This window comes from Actinoplanes sp. NPDC023801 (assembly GCF_040639655.1).
Lineage (GTDB): Bacteria > Actinomycetota > Actinomycetes > Mycobacteriales > Micromonosporaceae > Actinoplanes.
Map to the genome: position 1 here is coordinate 87,205 of NZ_JBFAAI010000006.1, position 22,899 is coordinate 110,103.

The 22,899-nt window shown below is 68.5% G+C and carries 24 protein-coding genes and 1 tRNA gene; 12 read left to right on the top strand and 13 right to left on the bottom strand.

Translation table 11 applies throughout. The features are described 5' to 3' along the window. The first annotated feature begins 50 nt into the window (after nt 1-50). A complete protein-coding gene (locus AB0G04_RS14055; protein WP_360981869.1) occupies nt 51-728 on the top strand; it encodes a hemolysin III family protein in 678 nt (225 codons plus the stop codon). A gap of 77 nt (nt 729-805) precedes the next feature. On the opposite strand, the gene AB0G04_RS14060 is transcribed toward AB0G04_RS14055, so the two are convergent. After that, complete coding sequence (locus tag AB0G04_RS14060) at nt 806-1,081, bottom strand: DUF6458 family protein (RefSeq protein ID WP_360981871.1); 276 nt, start codon at nt 1,079-1,081, stop codon at nt 806-808. A gap of 114 nt (nt 1,082-1,195) precedes the next feature. Here AB0G04_RS14060 and AB0G04_RS14065 point away from each other — a divergent pair, with 114 nt between their 5' ends. Further along, nucleotides 1,196-1,714 carry a histidine phosphatase family protein gene (locus tag AB0G04_RS14065; protein WP_360981873.1) on the top strand — a complete coding sequence of 173 codons (519 nt, stop codon included), beginning with the start codon at nt 1,196-1,198 and terminating at the stop codon, nt 1,712-1,714. 114 nt (nt 1,715-1,828) lie between these two features. On the opposite strand, the gene AB0G04_RS14070 is transcribed toward AB0G04_RS14065, so the two are convergent. Further along, nucleotides 1,829-3,685 (bottom strand): acyl-CoA dehydrogenase, encoded by a 1,857-nt coding sequence (locus AB0G04_RS14070; protein ID WP_360981875.1) that lies wholly within the window; start codon nt 3,683-3,685, stop codon nt 1,829-1,831. A gap of 267 nt (nt 3,686-3,952) precedes the next feature. On the opposite strand from AB0G04_RS14070, the gene AB0G04_RS14075 reads away from it, so the two are divergent. Beyond that, nucleotides 3,953-4,108 (top strand): hypothetical protein, encoded by a 156-nt coding sequence (locus AB0G04_RS14075; RefSeq protein ID WP_360981877.1) that lies wholly within the window; start codon nt 3,953-3,955, stop codon nt 4,106-4,108. Nucleotides 4,109-4,119: 11 nt separating this feature from the next. Here AB0G04_RS14075 and AB0G04_RS14080 read toward each other — a convergent pair whose 3' ends face one another. After that, entirely contained in the window at nt 4,120-5,253 is a 1,134-nt protein-coding gene (locus AB0G04_RS14080) for a PP2C family protein-serine/threonine phosphatase (protein WP_360981879.1), read from the bottom strand. 123 nt (nt 5,254-5,376) lie between these two features. On the opposite strand from AB0G04_RS14080, the gene AB0G04_RS14085 reads away from it, so the two are divergent. After that, nucleotides 5,377-5,919 carry a phosphoribosyltransferase gene (locus AB0G04_RS14085; protein WP_360981881.1) on the top strand — a complete coding sequence of 181 codons (543 nt, stop codon included), beginning with the start codon at nt 5,377-5,379 and terminating at the stop codon, nt 5,917-5,919. A gap of 10 nt (nt 5,920-5,929) precedes the next feature. On the opposite strand, the gene AB0G04_RS14090 is transcribed toward AB0G04_RS14085, so the two are convergent. Then, nucleotides 5,930-6,208 (bottom strand): YciI family protein, encoded by a 279-nt coding sequence (locus AB0G04_RS14090; protein WP_360982289.1) that lies wholly within the window; start codon nt 6,206-6,208, stop codon nt 5,930-5,932. A gap of 113 nt (nt 6,209-6,321) precedes the next feature. On the opposite strand from AB0G04_RS14090, the gene AB0G04_RS14095 reads away from it, so the two are divergent. Further along, entirely contained in the window at nt 6,322-6,801 is a 480-nt protein-coding gene (locus tag AB0G04_RS14095; RefSeq protein WP_360981883.1) for a YcxB family protein, read from the top strand. A 130-nt stretch (nt 6,802-6,931) separates the two neighbouring features. Here the strand turns inward: AB0G04_RS14095 and dcd are convergent, their stop codons facing one another. Then, complete coding sequence (gene dcd, locus AB0G04_RS14100) at nt 6,932-7,510, bottom strand: dCTP deaminase (protein ID WP_360981885.1); 579 nt, start codon at nt 7,508-7,510, stop codon at nt 6,932-6,934. A 75-nt stretch (nt 7,511-7,585) separates the two neighbouring features. On the opposite strand from dcd, the gene AB0G04_RS14105 reads away from it, so the two are divergent. The 3 genes from AB0G04_RS14105 (at nt 7,586) to AB0G04_RS14115 (ending at nt 8,725) form a co-directional block, all read left to right on the top strand. Next, nucleotides 7,586-8,092 (top strand): pyridoxamine 5'-phosphate oxidase family protein, encoded by a 507-nt coding sequence (locus AB0G04_RS14105; protein ID WP_360981887.1) that lies wholly within the window; start codon nt 7,586-7,588, stop codon nt 8,090-8,092. A 140-nt stretch (nt 8,093-8,232) separates the two neighbouring features. After that, a tRNA-Gly gene (locus tag AB0G04_RS14110) sits at nt 8,233-8,306 on the top strand. A 245-nt stretch (nt 8,307-8,551) separates the two neighbouring features. After that, entirely contained in the window at nt 8,552-8,725 is a 174-nt protein-coding gene (locus AB0G04_RS14115; protein ID WP_360981889.1) for a hypothetical protein, read from the top strand. Between the two features lie 53 nt (nt 8,726-8,778). Here AB0G04_RS14115 and AB0G04_RS14120 read toward each other — a convergent pair whose 3' ends face one another. Then, nucleotides 8,779-8,901 carry a hypothetical protein gene (locus AB0G04_RS14120; RefSeq protein WP_360981891.1) on the bottom strand — a complete coding sequence of 41 codons (123 nt, stop codon included), beginning with the start codon at nt 8,899-8,901 and terminating at the stop codon, nt 8,779-8,781. 227 nt (nt 8,902-9,128) lie between these two features. Between AB0G04_RS14120 and AB0G04_RS14125 the strand changes: the two genes are divergently transcribed. After that, on the top strand, nt 9,129-10,208 hold the full coding sequence (locus tag AB0G04_RS14125) for an acyltransferase (RefSeq protein WP_360981893.1): 1,080 nt from the start codon (nt 9,129-9,131) through the stop codon (nt 10,206-10,208). Nucleotides 10,209-10,337: 129 nt separating this feature from the next. Here the strand turns inward: AB0G04_RS14125 and AB0G04_RS14130 are convergent, their stop codons facing one another. The 7 genes from AB0G04_RS14130 to AB0G04_RS14160 form a co-directional block, all read right to left on the bottom strand. Next, nucleotides 10,338-11,555 (bottom strand): glycosyltransferase family 2 protein, encoded by a 1,218-nt coding sequence (locus AB0G04_RS14130; RefSeq protein WP_360981895.1) that lies wholly within the window; start codon nt 11,553-11,555, stop codon nt 10,338-10,340. Nucleotides 11,556-11,584: 29 nt separating this feature from the next. Beyond that, nucleotides 11,585-12,850: a hypothetical protein gene (locus AB0G04_RS14135; protein ID WP_360981897.1), complete on the bottom strand. Its 1,266-nt coding sequence runs from the start codon at nt 12,848-12,850 to the stop codon at nt 11,585-11,587. A 411-nt stretch (nt 12,851-13,261) separates the two neighbouring features. Beyond that, nucleotides 13,262-14,050: a LamG-like jellyroll fold domain-containing protein gene (locus AB0G04_RS14140; protein ID WP_360981899.1), complete on the bottom strand. Its 789-nt coding sequence runs from the start codon at nt 14,048-14,050 to the stop codon at nt 13,262-13,264. 276 nt (nt 14,051-14,326) lie between these two features. Further along, nucleotides 14,327-15,367, bottom strand: a complete 1,041-nt coding sequence (locus AB0G04_RS14145) for a hemolysin family protein (protein ID WP_360981901.1) — start codon at nt 15,365-15,367, stop codon at nt 14,327-14,329. A 66-nt stretch (nt 15,368-15,433) separates the two neighbouring features. Then, complete coding sequence (locus AB0G04_RS14150) at nt 15,434-16,768, bottom strand: hemolysin family protein (protein WP_360981903.1); 1,335 nt, start codon at nt 16,766-16,768, stop codon at nt 15,434-15,436. 135 nt (nt 16,769-16,903) lie between these two features. Then, the gene (locus AB0G04_RS14155; RefSeq protein ID WP_360981905.1) at nt 16,904-19,057 is read right to left on the bottom strand and encodes a (Fe-S)-binding protein; all 2,154 of its coding nucleotides are present in this window, start codon (nt 19,055-19,057) and stop codon (nt 16,904-16,906) included. 173 nt (nt 19,058-19,230) lie between these two features. Further along, complete coding sequence (locus AB0G04_RS14160) at nt 19,231-19,494, bottom strand: cell division protein CrgA (RefSeq protein WP_360981907.1); 264 nt, start codon at nt 19,492-19,494, stop codon at nt 19,231-19,233. A gap of 198 nt (nt 19,495-19,692) precedes the next feature. Between AB0G04_RS14160 and AB0G04_RS14165 the strand changes: the two genes are divergently transcribed. The 3 genes from AB0G04_RS14165 to AB0G04_RS14175 are packed head-to-tail and all read left to right on the top strand — an operon-like array spanning nt 19,693 to nt 22,897. Beyond that, nucleotides 19,693-20,490, top strand: coding sequence for a DUF881 domain-containing protein (locus AB0G04_RS14165; RefSeq protein ID WP_360981909.1), 798 nt, complete (start codon nt 19,693-19,695; stop codon nt 20,488-20,490). Continuing rightward, nucleotides 20,490-22,628, top strand: a complete 2,139-nt coding sequence (locus AB0G04_RS14170; protein WP_360981911.1) for a class E sortase — start codon at nt 20,490-20,492, stop codon at nt 22,626-22,628. Before AB0G04_RS14165 ends, AB0G04_RS14170 begins: the two co-directional genes overlap by 1 nt. Nucleotides 22,629-22,633: 5 nt before the next feature. Beyond that, the gene (locus AB0G04_RS14175) at nt 22,634-22,897 is read left to right on the top strand and encodes a hypothetical protein (RefSeq protein WP_360982291.1); all 264 of its coding nucleotides are present in this window, start codon (nt 22,634-22,636) and stop codon (nt 22,895-22,897) included. Nucleotides 22,898-22,899 lie beyond the last annotated feature (2 nt).

The window sequence follows — 22,899 nt, forward strand, 5'->3', positions numbered from 1 at the left end:
ATCGGGCGTCACTACCCGCTGGTAACCTACGGTGCCGTAACCTGGATGACGTGACGACCTCAGCCCCGTTCCGGATGAAGCCGACCGACCTCGGCAAGCCGCGACTACGCGGCCGGTTGCATCAGTACGCGTTCTTCGTCGCCTTGGTGTGCGGCGTCGTGCTCAGCTCGATCGCGCTGAATCGGCCAGGTATCGCGCCGTTCGTGAGCTGCCTGCTCTACAGCATCACGGTCTGCGGACTCTTCGGCACCAGCGCCCTGTACCACCGGCGGGTCTGGAGCGAACGCGGCTACCAGATCATGCGCCGCGCCGACCACTCGATGATCTTCATCTTCATCGCCGGCAGCTACACGCCCTTCTGCGTCCTGCTGCTGGAGGGTAGCCAGCAGGCCGTCCTGCTCAGCCTGGTCTGGGGCGGCGCTCTCGGCGGTGTGGCACTGAAGATGATCTGGCCGCATCTGCCGCGCTGGGCGGGCGCGCCGCTCTACGTCGCGCTCGGCTGGGTAGCCGTCGCGATCATTCCCGAGGTGCTGCAGGTCGGTGGGGCGACCTGCCTGGTGCTGCTCCTCGTGGGTGGCTTGATCTACACGGCCGGCGCGGTCTTCTACGCGCTGCGCCGGCCCAACCCGTGGCCGGCCGTTTTCGGTCACCACGAGTTCTTCCACGCCTGCACGCTTATCGCCGCGATCTGCCACCACATCGCGGTCTACTTCGCGCTCTACGCCTGAAATGCTCTCCGCCTGAAACGCTCGACCGCTGACAGATTCCGGCCCGGACTCCGCAATGGAGTCCGGGCCGTCGTACGTCAGGAGTACGTCGGGGGAGGCGGCGGCGGGACGTCGTCCCGACGGACTTCGCGGTACTCGGTGTAACCCGCCCCGGCAGCCGGGGCCTGGGTCCGCGTCACCACGGTACGGCGACGGTTGCTCCAGAACGCCAGCGTGATGACCAGGCCGGCCAGACCGGCCAGCATCAGGATCCAGCCGATCACGCCGATGTCGAGCCCACTGATGTCCGCCTCCACGGCGAACGCCAGGATCGCCCCCAGAGCGAGCAGGAAGATGCTTGCACCGATGCCCATCGGACCCTCCTCGGGTGGTGTCCGCCCGGCCGTGCGAGCTCGCTCGACCGTCATGAATGCGTCGATCAAGCGTTTACCCGCCCGCGTCAAATCCCAATCAGGCAAGCTGTACCGATGACCACGCGGACTCTCATCCTGCTGCGCCACGCCAAGGCAGAGATCCCCGGCGACTTGGACGACTACGACCGCGCCCTGAGCGAGCGTGGCGGCGCCGACGCCGACGCGGCCGGCGCCTGGCTGGTGGACGAGCGACTGCACCCCGACCTGGTGATCTGCTCGCCTGCCAAGCGCACCCGGCAGACCTGGCAGAACGCCGCCATCGCCCTGGCACAGGGCCGTTCCGGACAGCCGATGCCCGAGGTCCACTACCCGGATTCGCTCTATCTGGGCCGCAGCGGTGAGGTCTTCGACCTGCTGCACACCGTGCCGGACAGCGTTCGTACGGTGCTGATCATCGGCCACAACCCGACGATGTCTGAAGTGTCCGCTCTGCTGCTGCCGGACGACCAGTACACCGGCACGGTCGTCGAGATGAAGACGTCCGGCCTGGCCGTCCACACCGGTGCGAAACCGTGGTCCGAGGCGCAGCCCGGGGCGATGCGCCTGATCCGCTCGCACACCGCTCGGGGCTGACGAACGCGGCAGCTCAGCCGCGGTGTGACCGTCACCCGGCAAAGACGCAGGCCCGGCGGACGTCGTTGTCCGCCGGGCCTGCGTCTTTTTCAGGAGAGTGGGAAAAGCTTCAGATCAGAACGCGTCCTCGTCCAGGTCCATCAGGTCGAGGGTGGTGTTCTCGATGATCCGGCGGTCGGCGCCGATCCGCGGCAGGATCTCGCGGACGAAGAACCGGGCCGCGGCCACCTTGCCGGTGTAGAACTTCTTGTCGGCCTCGGAGACCTCGCCGCCCAGGGCGTTCAGAGCGACCTCGGCCTGGCGCAGCAGCAGCCAGGCGAGGATGACGTCGCCGAGGGCGAGCAGGATCCGGCGCGAGCTCAGGCCGATCTTGTACAGCTCCCGCTGCTCGCCGTTGCCGACGGCCTGCAGCCAGCCCAGCGTGATGCCGAGGATGTTCTGCATCTCGCCGAGCGCCTTGCCGAGACCCAGCCGCTCCTCCTTGAGCTGGCCGTTGCCGGCGTTGCTCTCGACGAAGGCCTGGATGTCGGCGGCCACGGCACCGAGCGCCTGGCCGTTGTCCTTGACGATCTTGCGGAAGATCAGGTCGAGGCTCTGGATCGCGGTCGTGCCCTCGTACAGGGTGTCGATCTTCGCGTCCCGGACGTACTGCTCCAGCGGGTAGTCCTGGAGGAAGCCGGAACCACCGAAGGTCTGCAGCGACTCGGCGCCGAGCAGCTCGTACGCCCTCTCGGATCCGACGCCCTTGACCAGCGGAAGCAGGAAGTCGTTGATCTTGTTGGCCAGTTCGGCGGCCTTCTCGTCGCCGGCGGCCTGCGCGATGGCTACCTTGTCCTGCCAGGTCGCCGTGTAGATGACCAGGGCCCGCAGCGCCTCGGCGTAGGACTTCTGGGTCATCAGCGACCGGCGTACGTCCGGGTGGTGGGTGATGGTGACCCGGGGGGCCGCCTTGTCACCGCTCTGCACCAGGTCGGCGCCCTGGACCCGGTTCTTCGCGTACTCGAGCGCGTTCAGGTAACCCGTCGACAGGGTGGCGATCGCCTTGGTGCCGACCATCATCCGGGCGTTCTCGATGATCATGAACATCTGCCGGATGCCCTCGTGCTTCTCGCCCAGCAGCCAGCCCTTGGCCGGGGTGCCGTGCTCGCCGAAGGTCATCTCGCACGTGTTGGAGACCTTGAGGCCCATCTTGTGCTCGACGTTGGTGGCGTAGACGCCGTTGCGCTCGCCGAGCTCGCCGGTGGCCGGGTCGAAGTGATACTTCGGCACGACGAAGAGCGAGAGGCCCTTGGTGCCCGGTCCGCCCACGCCCTCGACGCCCACCGGGCGGGCCAGGACGTAGTGGATGATGTTGTCGGTCAGGTCGTGCTCACCCGAGGTGATGAAGCGCTTGACGCCCTCGATGTGCCAGGAGCCGTCCGGCTGCGGGATGGCCCGGGCACGACCGGCGCCGACGTCCGAACCGGCGTCCGGCTCGGTGAGGACCATGGTGGAGCCCCACTGCTTCTCGACGAAGAGCTTGGCCCACTCCTTCTGCTCCTCGGTGCCCTCGTGCCAGATGACGTTGGCGAAGGCGGGGCCGGATGCGTACATCCAGATGGGGGCGTTGGCGCCCAGGATCTGCTCGGCGATCGCCCAGTAGAAGCTCCGCGGAGCGGAGGTGCCACCGATGCCGGCCGGCAGGTCCATCCGCCAGAACTCGGACGCCATGAAGGTCTCGTAGGACTTCTTGAACGACTCCGGCAGCGGCGCCGTGTGCGTCGCCGGGTCGAAGACCGGTGGGTTGCGGTCGGCGTCGGCGTAGCTGGCCGAGAGGTCCTCGCGGGCCATCCGGTTCACCTCCGCCAGCACGTCGCGGGCGGTCTCCACGTCGATCTCGTCGAACGGCGCCTGGCCGAATGCCTGGTCTGCCCCGAAAACCTCGAACAGGTTGAACTGGAGGTCACGAAGGTTGCTCTTGTAGTGCGTCATGGTGCTTGGCCCCGCTCTCCGGACGCGAGTTACCCGTCAGTAACCCCACTGTATTACTGATCGGTAGCCAGCGACAACCCGGGGAGGGTTTTCCGGCGAACCCACCGCTAAGGTGCGGTTGTCCGCCGGTTCGTGGGCCAAACGTCTCCGATCAGGTGGCAATCGATACAGCCGTTCGGCCATTTGCCGACTTGAACGATCGATCCACGTATCGCGGGCGCACGAGGCTCGTTTCACCGGATAGACAGCTACGAACAGGGGGACGCCATGTTCGCCACGATCAAGAGCCTGATTCCGGAGCCGCGCCAAGCCAGCCAGCCGCGCAACTACATCGGTCGGCATCGCCAGCCTGAGCCTGTCCCGCCGGCGCCGGCCCCGACCTCCCCGGCAGCACCGATCGAACCCGAGGACGACGTGGCCTGAGAGGCCTGACGTCAGCTGCCCGCAGCTCCGACTTCCCAGCTCGGCACCGGGACGGCAGCGTCGCCGTCCGGACCGGCGTACTCCAGCAGCACCAGCGCGATGTCATCCTCGAGACGCCCGTAGACCCAGTCGACCAGGGCCGTCTCCAGCGAGGCCAGACCGTCCCCGACCGTGCCGTGGCCGAGCAGCCGCCACGCACGGTCGGCGGTCGGGAAGAACTCACCCTCACGACGGGCCTCACCGAGCCCGTCCGTGAACAGCAGCAGCCGGTCGCCCGGCTCCAGCCGCTCCACGCGCGCCTTCACCTCGGGCATGAACCCGAGCGGCGGCGCCGGCGCCGGCGGCTCCAGCGGGATGACCTGCCCCCGCCGCAACAGCAACGGGGCCGGATGTCCACAGTTGACGATCGTCAGCGTCCCGCCACGCTCCTCGACCAGGGCGGCGGTCACGAAGTCCTCGTCGCCGACACTCCGGGCCACCGCGCGGTCCAGGTCCTGCACGATCGACTTCAGATCGGCACGCTCGTACGCCACATGCCGGTACGACCCGAGCACGATGCTCGCCAGACGAACCGCGTCCAGGCCCTTGCCCCGCACGTCGCCGATGATGATCCGGACACCGTACGGCGTGTTGAGCGCCTCGTAGAGGTCACCGCCGATATCCGCGGCCGCGGTCGCGGAGATGTACCGGCCGGCCACCGCCAGCGCCCCCACCTGCGGCCCGATCGGACGCAGCACCGCCTGCTGGGCCACCGACGCGAGGCGTACCAGCTCGGTGATCTTCTCGGACTGCCGTTCCCGGACGGTCGCGCCGGCCGCCGCCACACCGGTCGCCAGCACGATTCCCATCAGGTTGACCAGGCCGGCCATCCCCTGCACGTCGCCGGCCATCCCGACGAAGATCGCCCCCACCACGGTCGCGATCACTCCGGCGCCGAGCACCATCTGCCAGACCGCGAAGACCCCGGCCAGGAACGGAACCGCCGCCAGCAGGCCGACGTAGTGCGCCTCCGGGTCGCGGTCCGCCAACTCCACGGCGGACACGACGGCGAGCAGCACGAGGGCCGCGCCGACGCCGGCGCGGTTCCCTGGGCTCAGCGGGCGTCCTCCCGCCAGAAAATCAGGCATAGTTCCGCCGAACAGCATGCCCGATCGACCTGACGTCGGGCATCAAGTTGACCCGTAGGCTGAGTCGGTTCTGACCCACCGTTCGTATCGGTGTCATTCGGTCGGTCCAAGAAGGGCGGCCGCCGGTGACAGGATGTCTGCGTGACCGACGATCTCCGTGATCTTCTCCGATCCACCTTCACCTGGACCGATCTCGGTCCCGGCCACGATTATCTCGTAAGTGACCGCTCCGGGTGGTGGCGTGATCCCCGGATCCTGGACGGGCTGGGGCCGGCTCTCGCCGGCCTGTTCCGCGCCGACCGGCCGACCGTCGTGGTCTCGCCCGAGGTGACCGGTTTCATGGTCGGGCCACTGGTGGCACGAGCGCTGGGGGTGGGATTCGTCGAGGCATACCGAGCCGGCGCCCGCAGAGCCATCGCAGAGCCGATGATCTGGGCCGACGTACCTGCCGACCACCGTGGCGACGTTCAGCGGCTCGGCGTCCGGGAGAGGCTGCTCGCGCCCGGCGACCGCGTCCTTGTCGTCGACGACTGGGCGTCCACCGGGTCCCAGGCGCGCGGGCTGCGCGGCCTGCTCGGTGACCGGTACCTGGGTGCCGCGGTGATCGTCGACGAGTGCCCTCCCCCGGTATCGGCCGAATTGTCGATCAGGGGCCTGCTGACCGGAATGGACCTCGACCCCTGATCAAGTTGGACTAGCGTGCGCGCTTGTAGTCCGCGAGCACGCCGCGGGTCGGGTGCCACCCGGTCGCCGAGTAGGCGGCCAGGCCCCGGACCACGTACGGGTCGCGGGCGATCAGCTCCTGCGCCTCGGCCTCGGTGTCGACGTCCAGCAGGATGATGCCGCCGGTCGGCGGATCGATCCGGCCGGCGGTCACCGCGAAACCGTCGCGCTCCAGCTCGGCGATGAAGTCCAGGTGGTCCGCACGCGCCGCGTCCACCTCGGCGAGCGGCTTCAGATATGTCGAGATCATCAAATACACGCCGCCATCGTAGATCGCGTCAGACCTGTGGCGCTGCGTGGCGATGCCGGATCGGCCGTCCGGATGGTGACGATATGCCCGGGACGGAAGCTACCTTTCTTCAGGTGCAGATCCAGATCACCGCGGTTGCCGACCCGGCGCTGATCGCGGCCGCCACCCGGCACGGCCTTCGCCGCCCGGTCCTGGCGGCACGTCTCGCCGGATGGACGGTCCTGCTGCTCGCCGCTCTCTCGCTGGCCGTCACCGGCGATCTGAGCCCGGCGCTGCTGACGGGCGGGGCGGTCCTGGCCGTCCTCGTACCACTGATCCTGCTCAACCACACCGCGCGTGGCCTGCGGACCGAACAGGTCACCACCTACGAGATCAGCACCAGCGGCATCGCCAGTTCGGACGCGGAGAGCCGGCACTCGTATGCCTGGCGGGCCGTCCGCTCGGTCGAGCACCTCTCCGGGCAGTTGCTCTTCCGGATGCGTGGCGCCCGGCTCCTGCCGGTGCCGACCGCCGGGCTCAGCCCGGCCCAGATCGAACAGGTCCTGGGAGCAGCCTCGGCCAACGGTCTTCCGGTGCGGCGCTTCGCACATTGAAAAACCCGATCGGGGTACGCCCGATCGGGTTCGCAGATGACGCCGGCTTCGAACCGGTCCGTTCAGCGGGCCGGCCATGGTGTCGTCAGCGGGCCGGCCGCGCGTCTTCAGCGGGCCGGCTGCGGTGTCGTCAGCGGGTCGGCCAGGTTCGGAAGTTTTGTGCCGAGCGGCTCGCGGTCGGGCCTCGCTGCCCCTGATAGCGGGAGCCGTAGACAGCCGAGCCGTACGGGTGCTCGGCCGGGCTGGACAACCTGAAGATGCACAGCTGACCGATCTTCATCCCCGGCCAGAGCTTGATCGGCAGGTTGGCCACGTTGGAGAGCTCCAGCGTGACGTGCCCGGAGAATCCCGGATCGATGAATCCCGCGGTCGAGTGAGTGAGCAGTCCGAGTCGGCCCAGGCTGCTCTTGCCCTCCAAGCGGGCCGCCAGATCGTGTCCGAGTGTGATCACCTCGAGCGTCGACGCCAGCACGAACTCACCCGGGTGCAGCACGAACGGCTGGCCGTCCTCCACCTCGACCGGCGCGGTCAGCTCGTCCTGCTGCTCCGCCGGGTCGATGTGCGTGTACAGGTGGTTGTTGAACACCCGGAAGAACCGGTCCAGCCGCACGTCGATGCTGGACGGCTGCATGAGCGACGGCTCGAACGGCTCCAGCGAGAGACCGCCGGATTTGATCTCGGAGACCAGGTCACGGTCGGAGAGAAGCATCGCAACACCATACCGACCTGCCCCTTTCGGTGTGTTCACTGGCCGTCTCGAACGTATGTTCGATAGACTGCGCGCATGGCTTCCTGGTCCGATTTCGCCGCCGCCGAGCCGACGCTCGCCGACGGCATCCGTGCGCTCCTGCAGCAGTACGGCCCCGGCATGGGCTACCTGGCGACCATCCGCCCCGACGGCGGTCCGCGCGTCCACCCGATCTCGCCGGTCTTCACCGATGACGGTCTCTACTGCTTCATCGTCGACTCGCCGAAGCGCCGCGACTTGGAACGCGACGGGCGTTACGCCCTCCACGCCTACCCACCGGAGGACAACGACGACGAGGCCACCCTCACCGGCTACGCCGTGCCCGTCCGCGACGCCCGAGTCATCTCCAACCTGGCCGGCACCCTGCACGCCTCCCCGGACGTCGACTGGCGCCTCTTCGAACTGACCGTCGAAACGGCCATGCTCCGCCGTCACGGCCCGGCCGGTGCCCTGCCGTTGGCCGCCAGCCCATTCCTGCCGGCCTATGCCCGGACCTGGCACGCCCCACGCCACTTACCCACCCTGGTAGCCGTCGCCAGCTGACGGCCCACTGATCGCTCGGCCGATCCGGTTCAGTCACCGGACCGGCCGAGTGGGGCCGCCCCGGGATCGGCAGCACGGGGATGCCGAACCCGGGGCGGTGCCGCCACCAAGACGGATAATCAGGTACAGTGAGGCAGCTTGCGGGTGTAGTTCAATGGCAGAACATCAGCTTCCCAAGCTGACAGCGCGGGTTCGATTCCCGTCACCCGCTCCACGTGAGGAAGCCCTGGTCAGGACCGATGGTCCGACCAGGGCTTCTGCGTTCCTACGCGATGCTGAAACAACCATGGGCCATTGATGGGCCATTAGCTGCCCAGCGGGACTGCCCTCAGCGAGGCGTGACGCCAGCCACTCGTCCGGGCAACTCGGAGAGCTCCCTCGAAACCTTCGGCGCATTTGCTACTTGCAGCGTCCTGACCTGCGAGTCTGAATTGACAGCTATCTCGCGAGGAGGGGTAAATGGTCGATTCGGGCGCATATCATACCGATGCCTGGAAAGAGCACATGGAAAGAGTTCGAATGGGAGGTAACGGCGGAGGCGGTTGTGGAGGATGCCTGCTCGTGCTGATCGGGCTTGCTATCGCGGGAGGCATCGTGTCCGGGATCGGCTGGCTCATTGACGCGATCTTCTGAAGCTTGACGCGATCTTCTGAAGCGCAGCACCGCCCGGACCCTTCAGCGGCCAGTTACCCACCCTCCGAGGCCCGTTCCGGCTTGCGCTTGCTCGGCTTGCGGCGGGCCGCCTCGACCGCCCGGTCCATCGCGTCGGCGATCCCGTGGTCGGCCTCCCACTGGGATGCGGTAATCAATTCGGTGTGTTGCTGATCAATAAGCACAGCGTAACGATGCACGGGCCACATACTGGCGTGAGACCTCGGCGTGGGTGCCGGTTCCTGGGTAGAAGCTCGACCGGATCCCGCGATGAGGTCTTTGCGTTGGCACGTCCCTCCAACCGCCCAGGACCTCTGGCTACGCGCTGAGCAGCATTTGGCGGCCGTTCCACATCCGGCGACACGGTCCGGCAGGGAAGGACCCGATGGCAACGCTCGACAGCGGGGTGCCGGCGGCCCGCCTCGACTCGCTGACCAGCCTCCGGTTCTTCGCCGCCGCGGTCGTCGTCCTGGTGCACCTCAGCGCCGAGCTCGATCTGCCGCATCTGATCGACGCGGCGGTCAGCCTGGGATACGTCGGCGTCGCCTTCTTCTTCACCCTGTCCGGTTTCGTGCTGGCCTGGACGGCCCGGCCCGCCGATACCGCCCGCCGCTTCTACGGCCGCCGGATCGCCCGGATCTGGCCCGCGCACGCCGCCGTGACTGCCCTGACGATCCCGGTGATCTATGCGGGCGGGGCAGAACCGGTCTGGGGTGCCCTTCCTTTCGTACTGACCTGTACGCATGTCTGGATTCCGAGCCCGGCGTGGCACTACGCCTTCAACGGGCCGTCCTGGTCGCTCGCGGCGGAGGCCTTCTTCTACGCCCTGTTTCCCGTCCTGATCCGGGTGGCCCGCCGGCAGCAGCAGCGCCTGCGTGTTCTCGCCGCCTTCACCGTGACGATGATGGTGGTGTCCGCGCTCGCCGTCGTGGCGGTCGCGCCCGACACCACGTGGGGGTTCCTGCTGTACCTGAACCCGCTCTACCGGCTCGGCGAGTTCGGGCTGGGCATGCTCCTCGCCCTGGCGATCCGGCGCGGCCGGCGGGCGCCCTGGCCGACCTGGCTCCCGGCCACCGGCGGCGCTTGCGCCTACTTGGCGCTGGTGCTGTTCGCGCCGCACGACAGCGAGGGCGAGATCCCGAGAATCCTCACCGACTCGGTGCTGCTGCCCTTCTTCCTCGCCATCATCGCGGCGGCGGCGAGCGCCGACATCAGGGGCGACCGGACACCGTTACGGGCCCGCTCGCTGGTTGCCCTGGGTGACCGCTCGTTCGCGCTGTACCTGATCCATGTGCCGCTGATCAAAGCCGTCCACGCGGGGGTTGCCGGGCAGGACCTCGGCGGTGCCGCCCACCTGGCCCTTGCCATCGGACTGCTGGGCGCTTCGATCGTCGCCGCACATCTGCTCTACGCCGGCGTCGAACGACCGGCCGAACAGCGCTTGCGCCGTCGGTTGGCGTCCTGAGCCACCGGCCGCGCTTGCGCCGCCAGTTGGCCTCTGTTCCGGGGCCCGACGGGAGAAGCCCGGCCGGGAACTGGTCCCGGCCGGGCTTCCGGTACTGCGGAGTGGTGGTGAAGGAGATGCAATCAGAGGTCAGTGGTCGGCCGGGGTGGCGGCGACGGTTTCCGGGGTCTTCTGGCGCGGGATGTTGACCGCGGGCGCGGTGCTGACGATCTCCGGGATCGGGCGGGCGCCGCGCAGCGTGACCAGGCTGGTGAACAGGCCGGAGAAGATGCCGATGACGCCGAGGCCGATCGCTGTCGCCGAGGGCAGTACCAGGCGGATGGTGCCGCGCGGGTCGAGGTTGCCGAAGCCGGCCTCGCCCCACGTGGTCAGTGCGATCACCGTGCCGACGAGGCCGAGCACCACGAGCGACAGGCCGCCCAGGATGGACCGCTCGAAACCGAGCCAGCGGGCGAGCCGGCTGGGCCGCGCGCGTCGTACCAGGCCCTCGAATTCGCCGTAAAGCTGTGCCGCCGCGCCGAACAGGAAGATCTGCGCTCCGATCAGGACGGCGAGGCAGGCGTACACGAGCGCGTTGATGTCGAATTCGACGCCGGCGACCGTGCGCGCTCCGGTGGACAGCGCGGCCGTGCTGAGCAGGCCGAGCACGAAGAGGACCAGGCCGGGCCAGAGGAGGGTGCGCCGCGGTGCGAAGACCAGCAGGAAGCGCAGGTGACGCCAGCCGTCGCGCCAGGTGCGCAGGTGCGGCGGGCGGCTGCGGCCGTCGGGCTTGAGGGTGGTCGGCACCTCGACCATGTCGTATCCGCTGAGGGCGGCGCGGACGACGAGTTCGGAGGCGAACTCCATGCCGGACATGCGCAGGTCGAGGGCGCGGATGCGGTCGGCGTTGAAGCCGCGGATGCCGCAGTGGAAGTCGCCGATGCCCTTGAGGCCGAAGAGCACCCGGCCCAGCCAGGACAGCACCGGGTTACCCAGGTAGCGGTGCAGGGGCGGCATAGCGCCCGGTGCGATGCCGCCGCGGAAGCGGTTGCCCATGACGACGTCGTGCCCGGCACGCAGCTGCTCGATGAAGGGGCCGAGGGTCGACAGGTCGTACGAGTCGTCCGCGTCCGCCATGATCACGTATCGGCCACGGGCTTCCTTGATGCCGTTGATCAGGGCGGCGCCGTAGCCACGCTGCGGCGCGTGCACGACCCGGGCGCCCGCGGCACGCGCGATCTCTTGCGAACCGTCGGTCGAACCGTTGTCACTGACCAGCACCTCGCCTTCGACGCCCAGTTCGGCCAGGGAGGCGAGCGCCTTGCGGACGCAGACCTCCAGGGTCTCGGCCTCGTTGAGGCACGGCATCAGGACTGTGACTTCAAGTTCGGCGGAACTCATTTTTCGCCTTCGGGTCGAGGGGTTCTTACAACTTCGTTGATCCGGCTGATGGCCAGCACCAGCCCGAGGGGTACGAACAGCACCGCGGGGATGGCGTAGCGGTGGTCGAAAATGCTGGTGGCGACGGTGAGGACCATCAGGCCGATGCCGGCGCCGACGAAGAGCAGGGCGTCGGCGGCGTTCCGCCAGGAGCCGCGGCGGGGGCGCCAGACGGCAGCGAAGACGGCGGCCAGGAAGCCGATCAGGTAGAGCGGCCCGGGGGTGGTGACGATTTCGCCGTAGGTATGGAACTGGCGTGCGCCCGGCAGTGGACCGGGGTCGGAATGTGGCGGCGCCAGGTGAGGTGCGGCCACCGGCGTGAACAGCCGGGGCTCACACGCACCCTTGCCCGGTTCGACCGGCGGGATCCACCAGTCGGCCAGGCATGCGGCGCCGCCCACGATGGGCGGACGGAGGTAGAAGTGCCAGGACGTCTGCTCGGCGACCATGAGCAGATAATCGCCGGGTTGCTCCTTGATCACCTTGTTGGCGAACCCGCCGAGTATCTTGTCGTCCTTGACCTCGGGGTAGTAAATGTTGGCCGGGCTGGTTCTGCTCCAGATGTACATGTCCGGCCGCTGGTCCCAGTTGTCCGGAACCTCCGGCATGCAGAGCCGTCGCTCTTTCGTGGTCAGTTCGAGCCGGTCGCAGTCGGCAATCGGCGCGACCCGGGCGTACAGGAACCGTCCCGAGTACTGCCCGAACGCGTAAACCCCGTGGTGGTGCTCGTACCAGGCCAGATAGCTACCGAGGACGGCCAGGATCGGCAGGGTGAAGGCGACCAGGCGCGTAATGCCGGCCCGCCGGATCAGCAGGTAGACGCCGGCCAGCGCGATGATCGGCAGGCCGGTCGTACGGGTGACGGCCGCGAAGGCGAGCAGCGTTCCGCCGAGGGCAGCGGCCTTCCAGCCGAGCCGGTCGCGCCAGGCGATGGCGAAGAGTCCACCGGCGGTCAGGGCGACGTATGCCGTTTCAGTGAGCACGTAGTGCTCGAGAGTGAGCTGGCGCGCGTCGATGGCGAGCGGGATGAACGCCACGGCGGCCATCCACGGCTTGATGCCACGGCGGACCGCGAACGCGTATCCGACGACGAGCAGCACGACTCCGATGAGGTGCTGGATGATCGCGAGCCAGATATAGGGCTTCTGAACGAAGGGCTGGATCAGGAAGGAGTAGCCGTACGGACGAACCGGGCTGGGGATGCCGGTGTTTGCGGAGTCCACATAGGGCCGGGTGTCCGGAAAAAAGAACGCGTATTGGTAGGTAACGGTAAAAGCTACCCGTAACGCGATCGCAACAGCCACGACCACGAGCAGCACGACGTGCCGACGAGCCAGTGCGACCAAACGCCGGTGATAAGGAATGACGGCGCCGGAGCCGGGCTCCGCCGTGAAACGTTCCGTCTCGGTATCAGCTAACAACGATCACCCAATGTCCATCCACGAAATTGCATGCGAACTTAGCAGGGGTCACCCCGCGTGGTTAGCACCGGACGGCCAATGTTAGTGACGTTTGCGGCAATTCATTTGAATGTGTACGCCTCGGTAACCGGGTGGCTACGCTTCGCGTCAAGATCGAGCGGTCGAACAACGAATCGTGCCGGAGTCCTGTGAGGACTCCGGCACTCTCCGTGATCAGCGCTGGAATTCTCCGATGGCGATGAAGACATCGTCGATCGAGCCGGCGAACTGGTCGTTACCCGGCGCCGGGCCCTTGCCGCCGACCCGCAGCGGTTCGGCGTTGGCGATCGACAGCTGCGGAGGGACCGATGTCCAGGCCCGCAGCACCCCGTCGACCAGCATGATCAGGCGATTGGGCGTACGGCGGCACTCCAGGTCGTGCCAGTCCCCGTCGGCCACGTCGACCCATGATTCGGCGCGGTAGATGTTGGCCCGCGGGCCGGCGATCACACAGCTGGGATGCCCCTGCCGATGGTCGACCTGAAGCTTGTACTGACTGACCCCACCGACCGAGTAGCCCTTCTGCAGCACGTTCGCCCCGTCGGCGAGATCGGCGTGGGTCATCCGGATGGAGGCGCCGTAGCGCAGGGACCTGCGGCCGGGGTTCAGGCTGTCGTCGCGCAGACCCTCGAGGATCGCGCGCGGACAGTCCCTCTCCCGCGGCAGGGTGCAGCGGTCCGGATAGGCGAGGGCAAGACCGGACCCCTGCGGTACGAGACGGAGCGCGCCCCCGTTCTGTCCGAGTGGCCGGAGTTCGTGCCTGCCGTTGTCGTCGGCGATGGGCCGGCCCACTCCTCCGTCGAAGTCGTAACGCACCTCGAACGGGCCGCCGGCGATCCGGATCCGGCCGGGCGGCAGGGGAGCCGAGAAGGCACTGACGTTGTTGAGGAATCCCGGGACCGGCTCGGCACGGACCTTGCCGGGCGACGGGACCGGCACCGGGGAGGTACGGGTTGGCGTCATGGGAACCGGGGTTCGTGCGGCCGCAGTAGCGAGTGGACTACGAACAGTGTTCTTCGGCGGGACCGCGACGGACGGGGTGTGCTGGAGAAGGAGTGACACCCCGGCCAGTACGAGGGCCGCCGACAGGGCGCCGATAGGGACAGCGCGCCGCCGAGAGTCAATCATGGGACTATTGTCCGGATTGTCGCCTGCGTATCGTTCCGGCACACCGGCACGCCGCGGAACCACCCGAAAGCGGTAGCCCGAACCACCGAAGCCGAACCGGGGTAACGAAAGTCACCGCATCCTTGACACCGGATGCGCCGCCCTGGCGGGCTCCCCGATCACCGCGTGCAGCACGTCGTCCAAGGTGATCACCCCGAGCGGCTGGCGCCCGTCACTGACCAGCACGATGTGCAGCCGGTCGCGTCGCATGGTGAGGAGCAGGTCGGCCAGGCTCCGATCCGGCGGTACGACGGCAAGCGGCCGGATCACCTCAGCCGGGATCGGCAGACGGCGCTGCGGTCCCGCGTACCCGAGGATGTCTTTGACGTGCACGAACCCCAGCACCCGGCGGGTGTCGCGCTGAACCACCGGGAACCGTGACCGGCCGCTGCGGGTGGCCACCGCCTCCAGGGTCGCCGGCGAGACGTCGGCGGCGACCGTGGTGACCCTCGACCAGGGCAGCAACGTGTCGGTCGCGGTCCGGTTGCTGAGGCCGAGCGCCGCGTGGATGCGGGCGTACTGTTCCGAGCCGAGCAGGCCCTCGCTGCGGGCCTGAGTGACCATGCCGGCCAGTTCCTCGGCGGTGAAGACGGTCTTGACCGCCTCGGTGGTCTCGATCTTCCACAGCTTCAGGATGTTGCGGGAGGCCCAGCGCATCGCGTTGAGCAGCGGTTTCGTGGCGTTGCAGAAGGCCAGCATGAACGGGCCCAGGATGAGCGCGGACCGCTCCGGCCCGGCCAGCGTGATGTTCTTCGGCACCATCTCGCCGATGACTGTGTGCAGGAACGTCACGATCATCAACGCCACCACGAACGCGATCGGATGCACCGCGTTGCCGGGCAGGCCGATCGCGTGGAGCGGCCCCTCGAGCATGTGCGCCACGGTCGGTTCGGCGATCGCGCCCAGGACCAGCGTGCAGATCGTGATGCCGAGCTGCGCCCCGGCGATCATCAGCGGGATCTGACTCATCGCGGACAGCGCCCAGCGGGCCGCCTGTGAGGTCTCGGCGAGTGGTTCCAGGGCGGTCCGCCGGGACGCGATCAGGGCGAACTCGCCACCCACGAAGAGGCCGTTGCCGACGAGCAGGACGGCGACGAACAACAACTCGCTCATGCCGTTATCTCCGCTTCGCTCCGGCGTCGGCACGAGTTATGACCTGTGCTGATTGATTCGGGAGGCTCACTCATCGGCCGGCTCCGGCGGCGCCACCACGCGCACCTGTTCGATCCGGTGCCGGTCGACCTCCATCACGGTGAACTCCCACCCGAGCTCCTCCAGCGACTCACCGGCGACCGGAATGTGCCCGAGGCGTGCCAGCAGGAACCCGGCGAGCGTCTCGTACGGCCCGTCGGGCAGCCGGAAACCGGTCTGCTCGTGCACCTCGTCCTCCCGCAGGAGGCCGTCGACCAGGAACGTCTTCTCCCCGCCGGGAGCGGTCAGCTCCTGACTGCCGGTCTCGCCGAGGTCGGTGTCGTACTCGTCGGTGATCTCCCCGACCAGCTCCTCGATCAGGTCCTCGACGGTCACCACACCGTCGGTGCCGCCGTACTCGTCGACCACGATGGCCAGGTCGGCCCCGGCAGCCCGGAGCAGTTCGAGCACCTTGTCGAGGTTGAGGCTCTCCGGCACATAGACGGGTTCGCGGGCGACGGCGGAGACCGGCGTCGCGGCACGCCGCTCGGGCGGCACCCCGAGAGCGTCGTTCACGCCGACCACACCGGTGACCACGTCGAGCGTGCTCTCGTACACCGGGAAGCGGGTGTGCCCGGTCCGTCGCGCCACCGTGATGAGGTCGGCGACGCTCGCGGTGGTCTTCAGCCCGACCACGTCGACGCGGGGTGTCATCGCCTTCGCCGCGCGCTTCTCGCCGAACCGGATGGTCCGGCGCAGCAGGGTCGCCGTCTCGGTCGGCAGCGCCCCGGCCGAGGCGCTGATCGCCGCCAGCAGGCCCAGTTCCTCCGGCGAACGGGCGCTGGCCAGCTCCTCCTGCGGCTCGATGCCGAGGCGGCGGACCAGCCAGTTCGCGGTGCCGTTGAGAGCGGCGATCAGCCACTTCAAGACGATGGAGAAAGCACGCAGCGGAGCCGCCGTGCGCAGCGCGATGCCCATCGGACGGGCCAGCGCCGCGTTCTTCGGCACCAGCTCACCGAAGAGCATGGAGATCAGAGTCGCCACGATCAGGGAGATCACGTGCGCGGCGGTGTCGGTGGACGAACCGGCGACCGGCTCCACCAGCGGGGCGAAGATCTCCGACAGTGCGGGCTCGGCCAGGTAGCCGGTGAGCAGGGCGGTGAGGGTGATGCCGAGCTGAGCACCGGAGAGCTGGAAGGAGAGCTCACGGAGGGCGGTGCGGACCCTGCGGGCCCTGCGGTCGCCTGCGGTGGCCCGGGCGTCGATCTCCACCCGATCGACGGTCACCAACCCGAACTCGGCCGCTACGAAGAACGCGTTGCCCGCCGTGAGCAGCGCAAACGCCACCAACGGGAGCACCGCGGACAGGATCAGGCCGTCCATGATCGCTTCACCTCGGACCTCATTGTGCCGGACCGGGGCATCTCACCACCAACCGTGCCGGTCATGGTGCCGGAGACGGCCGAGGGCCGGCCGCATGACGCGACCGGCCCTCGGCCCGGAGCTTCAGTTCCTGTCTCAGGCTTCCTGCTTCAGCGAACGGAGCAGGACCGTGGCGACGTCGATGACCTCGACCTCCTCCTGCTTCCCCTTACCGGTGACACCGTCACCGATCATCGTGTAGCAGAACGGGCAGCCCACGGCGATCGTCTTCGCGCCGGTGGCCAGGGCCTCCTCGGTGCGCTCGACGTTGATCCGCTTGCCGATCCGCTCCTCCATCCACATCCGGGCGCCGCCGGCGCCGCAGCAGAAGGAGCGTTCCTGGTTGCGCGGCATCTCGACCACGTCACCGGCGATCGCGGTGCCGAGCAGCTCACGTGGCGCGTCGAAGACCCGGTTGTGCCGGCCCAGGTAGCAGGGGTCGTGGTAGGTGACCCCACCGTCGACCGGCTGCACCGGGGTGAGTTTCCCGGTGGCGACCAGGTGGGCCAGCAGCTGGGTGTGGTGCACCACCTCGACCTTGAGGCCGAGCTGCTCGTACTCGTTGCCGAGGGTGTTGAAGCAGTGCGGGCAGGTCGCGACGATCTTCTTCGACTTCTGCCCCTCGAAGGCCTCGGTCAGCGTCTCGACGTTCTGCTGGGCGAGCATCTGGAAGATGAACTCGTTGCCGATCCGCCGGGCCGGGTCGCCGGTGCAGGTCTCGCCCTCGCCGAGGATGGCGTAGCTGACGCCGGCCTCGTTGAGCAGCGTGGCCACTGCGCGGGTGGTCTTCTTGGCCCGGTCCTCGAACGCGCCGGCACAGCCGACCCAGAACAGATACTCGAACTCCTCGACCTCGCCGACCCGCGGCACCTCGAAGTCCAGACCCTTGGTCCAGTCCTCGCGGGTGTTCTGCGGCGCGCCCCACGGGTTGCCCTTGTTCTCCAGGTTGCGCAGCATGACGCCGGCCTCGGAGGGGAAGCTCGACTCGATCAGCACCTGGTAACGGCGCATGTCGACGATGTGGTCGATGTGCTCGATGTCGACCGGGCACTGCTCGACGCAGGCGCCGCAGGTGGTGCAGGACCAGAGCACGTCCGGGTCGATGACGCCGTTGTCGTCGGCGCCGCCGATCAGCGGGCGGCCGGCCTCGGCCAGGGCCAGGACGTCCATGTGCGCGAGCTGGGCCTCGGTGGCCTTCTCCTCGCCCATCAGGTCCTTGCCGCCTCCGGCGAGAAGATAAGGGGCCTTGGCGTACGCGTGATCGCGCAGCGACAGCACGAGAAGCTTCGGTGACAGCGGCTTCGCGGTGTTCCACGCCGGGCACTGCGACTGGCAGCGGCCGCACTCGGTGCAGGTGGAGAAGTCGAGGAGGCCCTTCCAGGTGAACTGCTCCACCTGGTTGACACCGAAGAGATCCTTCTCCGGGTCGGCCTCCTCGAAGTCGAGCGGCTTGCCCCCGCTCATCATCGGCTTCAGCGCGCCGAGACCGGACCCGGCCGGCTTCTCCGGGCTGCGCTTGAAGTAGATGTTGAAGAACGCCAGGAAGCGGTGCCAGGCGACACCCATCGTCGGGTTGAGCGAGATGGTGATCAGCCAGGTCATCGAGATGATGATCTTCACGAGGGCGGCCCAGGTGGCGCCGTCCTCCCAGGCCGGGAGCACCGAGCCGATCGCGTGGCTCAGCGGCGTGGCCCACAGCGGGTACTCGAAGTGGTCGTTGGCGACCTTGAAGCCCCGGATCAGGAACCCGAAGACCAGCACCCCGACGATGACGGCCTCGACGAAGTACGCCTGCCACATGGTCGAACCCAGGAACCGGCTCCGCTTGACCGCGCCCGGCTTCTCCCGCTGGCGTACGAACACCAGGTAGAGGATGCCGATCGTGCCGAGGATGCCGATCCACTCGGTGACCAGGCCGAAGACGACCCAGTGCCCGATGATCGGCAGGCCCAGGTCCGGGTCGACGACCTCGAAGTACGCCTCGAGTACCAGCGACGACAGGATGACGAACGAGACCATCACGAACCAGTGGGCCGCGCCGATCGCGCTCCACTTGAACATCCTGGTGTGACCGACGGTCTCCACCAGCATGGTCTTCGTCCGGACCTTCGGATCGGCAAATCTGGCCGGGTCGGGCTGACCCTGCCGGATCACCGCAGTGATGGTCATGACGGCACGGACCGCAAGGTAGACGGCCGCCACCGTGATTGCCCCCGCTAAGACGGTGGCGACTATCTGCGCGTACCCCATGTGGTGCCTCCTCGGTCGGCGGTGCGCCAACCCATGTTACCCACGAGTAATAGACGGGTGCGGGCCGCTGGTCAAGGAAGCTCGTCCCCACGCCGAAAGCGCACCCCACGCCCGGCGGGGGTGCGCTTTCTTCTGGAGTTTTCCACCATCCGCGTGATCGCGGGCTGTGAGATTCAGCGCCAGCGGGAGAGCAGACCCAGCGAAGCCACCATGCAGCCGAATCCGACGGCGAGGTTCCAGTACTCCCAGCTGGCCACCGGCCATTGCTGCGAGGACAGGTAGTAAACGACCAGCCAGGCGATGCCGATCACGATCAAGGACACCGCGGTGACGGGGACCCAGACCGGACTCGGCTTGTTGGACGCACCCTTGACGGCCGGGCTGATGTCCGACGGCGGGGTGTAGACCTTCTTCTTGCGAACCTGTGACTTGGGCACGGTGCTCTCCTGAGGGCAACAAGTGGTGAACAACCCACCGCTGAGCGGCTCCGGATCTCCCGAATGCTGCCCGTGGCGAATACTGTTCGCCCGCTAGCGTAGTCAAGGCGGTACGCAGACAGGCACCCGCCGGGGCGAGAAAATACCCCGAGCGTCTGTTTCTGAGGGGGCTGGGTGGCTTTTCGTGGGGTTGGCGACGTGCCGAACGGCACCGGTGGAGCCTCCTGGCAGCTCGTTCTCCGGCGCGTCGCGCGAGGCCTGCGGCCGTTGCGCGGCCGCCGCAGATCCGCCTGGTCGGCCGGCGTTCCGCTGATCGCCCTGGCCGCGGGCCTGCTTTTCACCACCTCGGCGACCACCGCCGACGGCACGGCACTGCGCGACGACCGCCGGCCGCAACTGACCCAGCTGATCACCGAGAAACGGGAGCGGCTGGCGACCAGCGAGAAAAAGGCCGCCCGGCTGCTCGCCGAGGTCGACCAGCAGACCGGCCGTCTGGCCCAACTCGACCAGACGGCACTGAATCAGGCCAACGCCCTGCGGCAGTCGGCGGGATTCTCGGAGCTGCGGGGCCCCGGCGTCACCGTGACGCTCAACGACTCACCACGCCGCGGATCGGACTTCGGTGACAACGCCCCCGACAACGACGATCTGGTCGTTCACCAGGGCGATGTCCAGGCAGTAGTCAACGCGTTGTGGGCCGGCGGAGCCGAGGCCATGACGATCATGGATGTCCGTGTGATCTCCACGAGCGCGGTACGCTGTGTCGGCAACACGCTGCTCCTTCACGGTCAGGTCTTCTCACCACCCTTCAAGATCACCGCGATTGGCGAACCCACAGCGCTAAGTCATGCGTTGGACTCGTCAGAGGGAGTCAGGAAGTTCCGGGAGGCCGTCGCCGACTTCGGGCTCGGTTACCAGGAAAAGGTGGAGAAGAACGTGACAGTGCAGGCGTACGACGGATCGACCGATCTCCGATCGGCGCAGGCTGCCCGGTGATGGTGCCCCCGGAGTACCCCGCGAAGCCGTCCGGGTCGGGCCGGCACCGCGCGCCGGACGGCGACGCTCAGACCGCATACATCCCGCGCATCACCGACGCCTCGCCCGACGGCGTCCCCGGGGGGCCACTCGCGCCGCCGGTCGGCCTCGGCGGCAACGTCGACCCCCGGCCGCCGAGACCCGCGGTCGCGCAGCCACCGGTTCCGCAGCCACCGGTCCCGCAGGCACCGGTCGCGCAGCCGATCTCGCAGGCACCCGTCCCGCAGGCACCGATCCCGCAGCCACCGGTGCGGCCCGCGGTCACGCCGCCGGCTGCCGGGCTCGACGAGATCAGCGCCGCGGCTCAGGCAGCCCGCCGCCGGTCCGCGGAAACGAAGGGGTCACCGACGGATACCGGCTTCGCCTTCTTTGGCGGAACGGCCCTTGAGAGCGGCGTGAACAGCTTCACCGCCCCGTTGCCCACCACGACGACGGCTCCGCCGTCCACGTCGCTCAGCGAGCCGCTGAACGGTGCGCACGCCACCCCTCCGGCGCCTCGTCCGGCATCCCGGGCGGCGGCCCATACCGAACCGGTGTGGGATCCGGCTGTGACCGCTCGCATCGACACCTCCGCGGCGCCGTCGTCGGCCTCGTCTCCGGCTCGTCCGTCTCCCGCGGCGCCGAATGGGGCGTTCCCGGGGGTCGGGCCGGCTCATGGACCGGCGTCACCGGCGCCGTCGGGTCCGGCCTCAGCTCCTGCCGCGGTCCCGCGAACACCTGTCCCGCCGACACCGCCGGGTCCGGGTTTCCACGTCGCTGCGCCGCAAACACCGGCCGGGCCGACACCGTTCGGACCAGGTCCGGCCGATGTCGCGGCCTCACGGACACCGGCCGCGCTGACACCGTCGGGATCGGGTCAGGGTCAGGCGCCCGCGGGTCTCGCGGAGGCTTACGACGGCGCGACGACCGCATGGGCACCGTCCGGCGAGCAGGACGACCGAGCCCGGCCCGGCTGGGCACGATCGGACACCGCCTGGCCTCCGCCGGAACGTCACAGCACCGCAACCACACCGGCGGCCCCGCCCGGTTGGCTGCCCGCTCCCACGGAGCCCGCAGCGGCCGGGCCGACGCCCCCGTGGACGGCCGGGCCTACGCGTGATCCGAGCGTCACGACGGTCATCCGTACCGTCGACGCCCCCACCGGCATCCTGCCCACCGTTCCACCGGCCAAGCCGGCCGGCATCTCGCCCGGCAACGCGGCGCAGGCCGCGCGCGAGGCGGCAGGCCCGGACGTGGTGGTCGGCGCCGCATCGGTGTCGCCCGCGGCCCCCGGCGCCCGCACCGGGGGCGACCCGGAACCCGACCCGCCGGAGCCGGTCAGGGCGAAGCGGGGTGAGCGGGTGGTCAAGCTGCGGCCGGAGCAGACCGACGAGGGCTACAAGAGCGTCTACTCCGAGCTGACCCGGCCCACCATCGGTTCGCGCATCCGTACCGGCATCCGCACCTCCGGCGAACTGATGATCACTTTCGGTCTCGTCGTGTTGCTCTTCGCCGGCTACCAGGTCTTCGGCAACTCGGCCGCGGTCGACGACGAGCAGGACCAACTCGCCGAGGAACTGGACCAGGCCTGGGCCGACCCGACGGTCGCGCCAACCGCCAGCACCGCGGTGAAGGCCCCGAAAGCGCCGGGCGCCGGTCTTGTCGGCCGGCTCTACATCCCGAAACTCGACAAGAAGTGGGTGGTCGTCGACGGCGTGCAGCCCGACGACATCCGGTACGCGCCGGGCCACTACCCGGAGACCGCGAAGCCCGGTCAGGTCGGCAACTTCTCGGTCGCCGGTCACCGGGTCCGGAAGATCTTCTGGCGGCTGGACGAGTTGAACGACGGCGACGTCATCGGGGTCGAGACCCGCGACAGCTGGTACGTCTATCACGTCTACCAGCAGGAAGTCGTGAAGCCGAACCAGGTCGAGGTGGTCGCTCCGGTCCCCGGCAAGCCCCGGGCCAAGCCGACGAAGGCGCTGCTCACGCTGACCACCTGCAACCCGAAGTTCAACAACTACGAGCGGCTGATCATCCACGCCGAACTGGTCAAGACGGTGCCCCGGGACCAGACCCTGACCGACGCCGGCATGCCGGCCGAGATGAAGGCGACTTGACGGCGATGTACGCGTGGATCTGGCGCAAGTTCCCGGGCGGTGCCTGGAGCAAGCTCACCTTCTCGCTGGTGCTCATCTCCGCGGTCGGCGCTCTGCTCTGGTATGTGATCTTCCCGTGGGCGACGCCGCTGTTGCCGTTCGATGACGTCCAGGTCGAGGCCGGCACCGGGCAGGACGCCGGTGGCACCATCCCCGGCGACGAGGGTGCTCCGGACGAGTTGCCCTACAGCACTACCTCCAACCAGCCCAAGCCGAGCCCCAGCAGGTGAAG

Bases quoted from the DNA above. Each gene is read 5' to 3' on its own strand.
- AB0G04_RS14060 (WP_360981871.1), bottom strand. From the start codon at position 1,081: ATGGGCATCGGTGCAAGCATCTTCCTGCTCGCTCTGGGGGCGATCCTG.
- AB0G04_RS14065 (WP_360981873.1), top strand. From the start codon at position 1,196: ATGACCACGCGGACTCTCATCCTGCTGCGCCACGCCAAGGCAGAGATC.
- AB0G04_RS14070 (WP_360981875.1), bottom strand. From the start codon at position 3,685: ATGACGCACTACAAGAGCAACCTTCGTGACCTCCAGTTCAACCTGTTC.
- AB0G04_RS14075 (WP_360981877.1), top strand. From the start codon at position 3,953: ATGTTCGCCACGATCAAGAGCCTGATTCCGGAGCCGCGCCAAGCCAGC.
- AB0G04_RS14080 (WP_360981879.1), bottom strand. From the start codon at position 5,253: ATGCTGTTCGGCGGAACTATGCCTGATTTTCTGGCGGGAGGACGCCCG.
- AB0G04_RS14090 (WP_360982289.1), bottom strand. From the start codon at position 6,208: ATGATCTCGACATATCTGAAGCCGCTCGCCGAGGTGGACGCGGCGCGT.
- dcd (WP_360981885.1), bottom strand. From the start codon at position 7,510: ATGCTTCTCTCCGACCGTGACCTGGTCTCCGAGATCAAATCCGGCGGT.
- AB0G04_RS14105 (WP_360981887.1), top strand. From the start codon at position 7,586: ATGGCTTCCTGGTCCGATTTCGCCGCCGCCGAGCCGACGCTCGCCGAC.
- AB0G04_RS14115 (WP_360981889.1), top strand. From the start codon at position 8,552: ATGGTCGATTCGGGCGCATATCATACCGATGCCTGGAAAGAGCACATG.
- AB0G04_RS14125 (WP_360981893.1), top strand. From the start codon at position 9,129: ATGGCAACGCTCGACAGCGGGGTGCCGGCGGCCCGCCTCGACTCGCTG.
- AB0G04_RS14130 (WP_360981895.1), bottom strand. From the start codon at position 11,555: ATGCCGTGCCTCAACGAGGCCGAGACCCTGGAGGTCTGCGTCCGCAAG.
- AB0G04_RS14140 (WP_360981899.1), bottom strand. From the start codon at position 14,050: ATGACGCCAACCCGTACCTCCCCGGTGCCGGTCCCGTCGCCCGGCAAG.
- AB0G04_RS14145 (WP_360981901.1), bottom strand. From the start codon at position 15,367: ATGAGCGAGTTGTTGTTCGTCGCCGTCCTGCTCGTCGGCAACGGCCTC.
- AB0G04_RS14150 (WP_360981903.1), bottom strand. From the start codon at position 16,768: ATGGACGGCCTGATCCTGTCCGCGGTGCTCCCGTTGGTGGCGTTTGCG.
- AB0G04_RS14155 (WP_360981905.1), bottom strand. From the start codon at position 19,057: ATGGGGTACGCGCAGATAGTCGCCACCGTCTTAGCGGGGGCAATCACG.
- AB0G04_RS14170 (WP_360981911.1), top strand. From the start codon at position 20,490: ATGGTGCCCCCGGAGTACCCCGCGAAGCCGTCCGGGTCGGGCCGGCAC.
- AB0G04_RS14175 (WP_360982291.1), top strand. From the start codon at position 22,634: ATGTACGCGTGGATCTGGCGCAAGTTCCCGGGCGGTGCCTGGAGCAAG.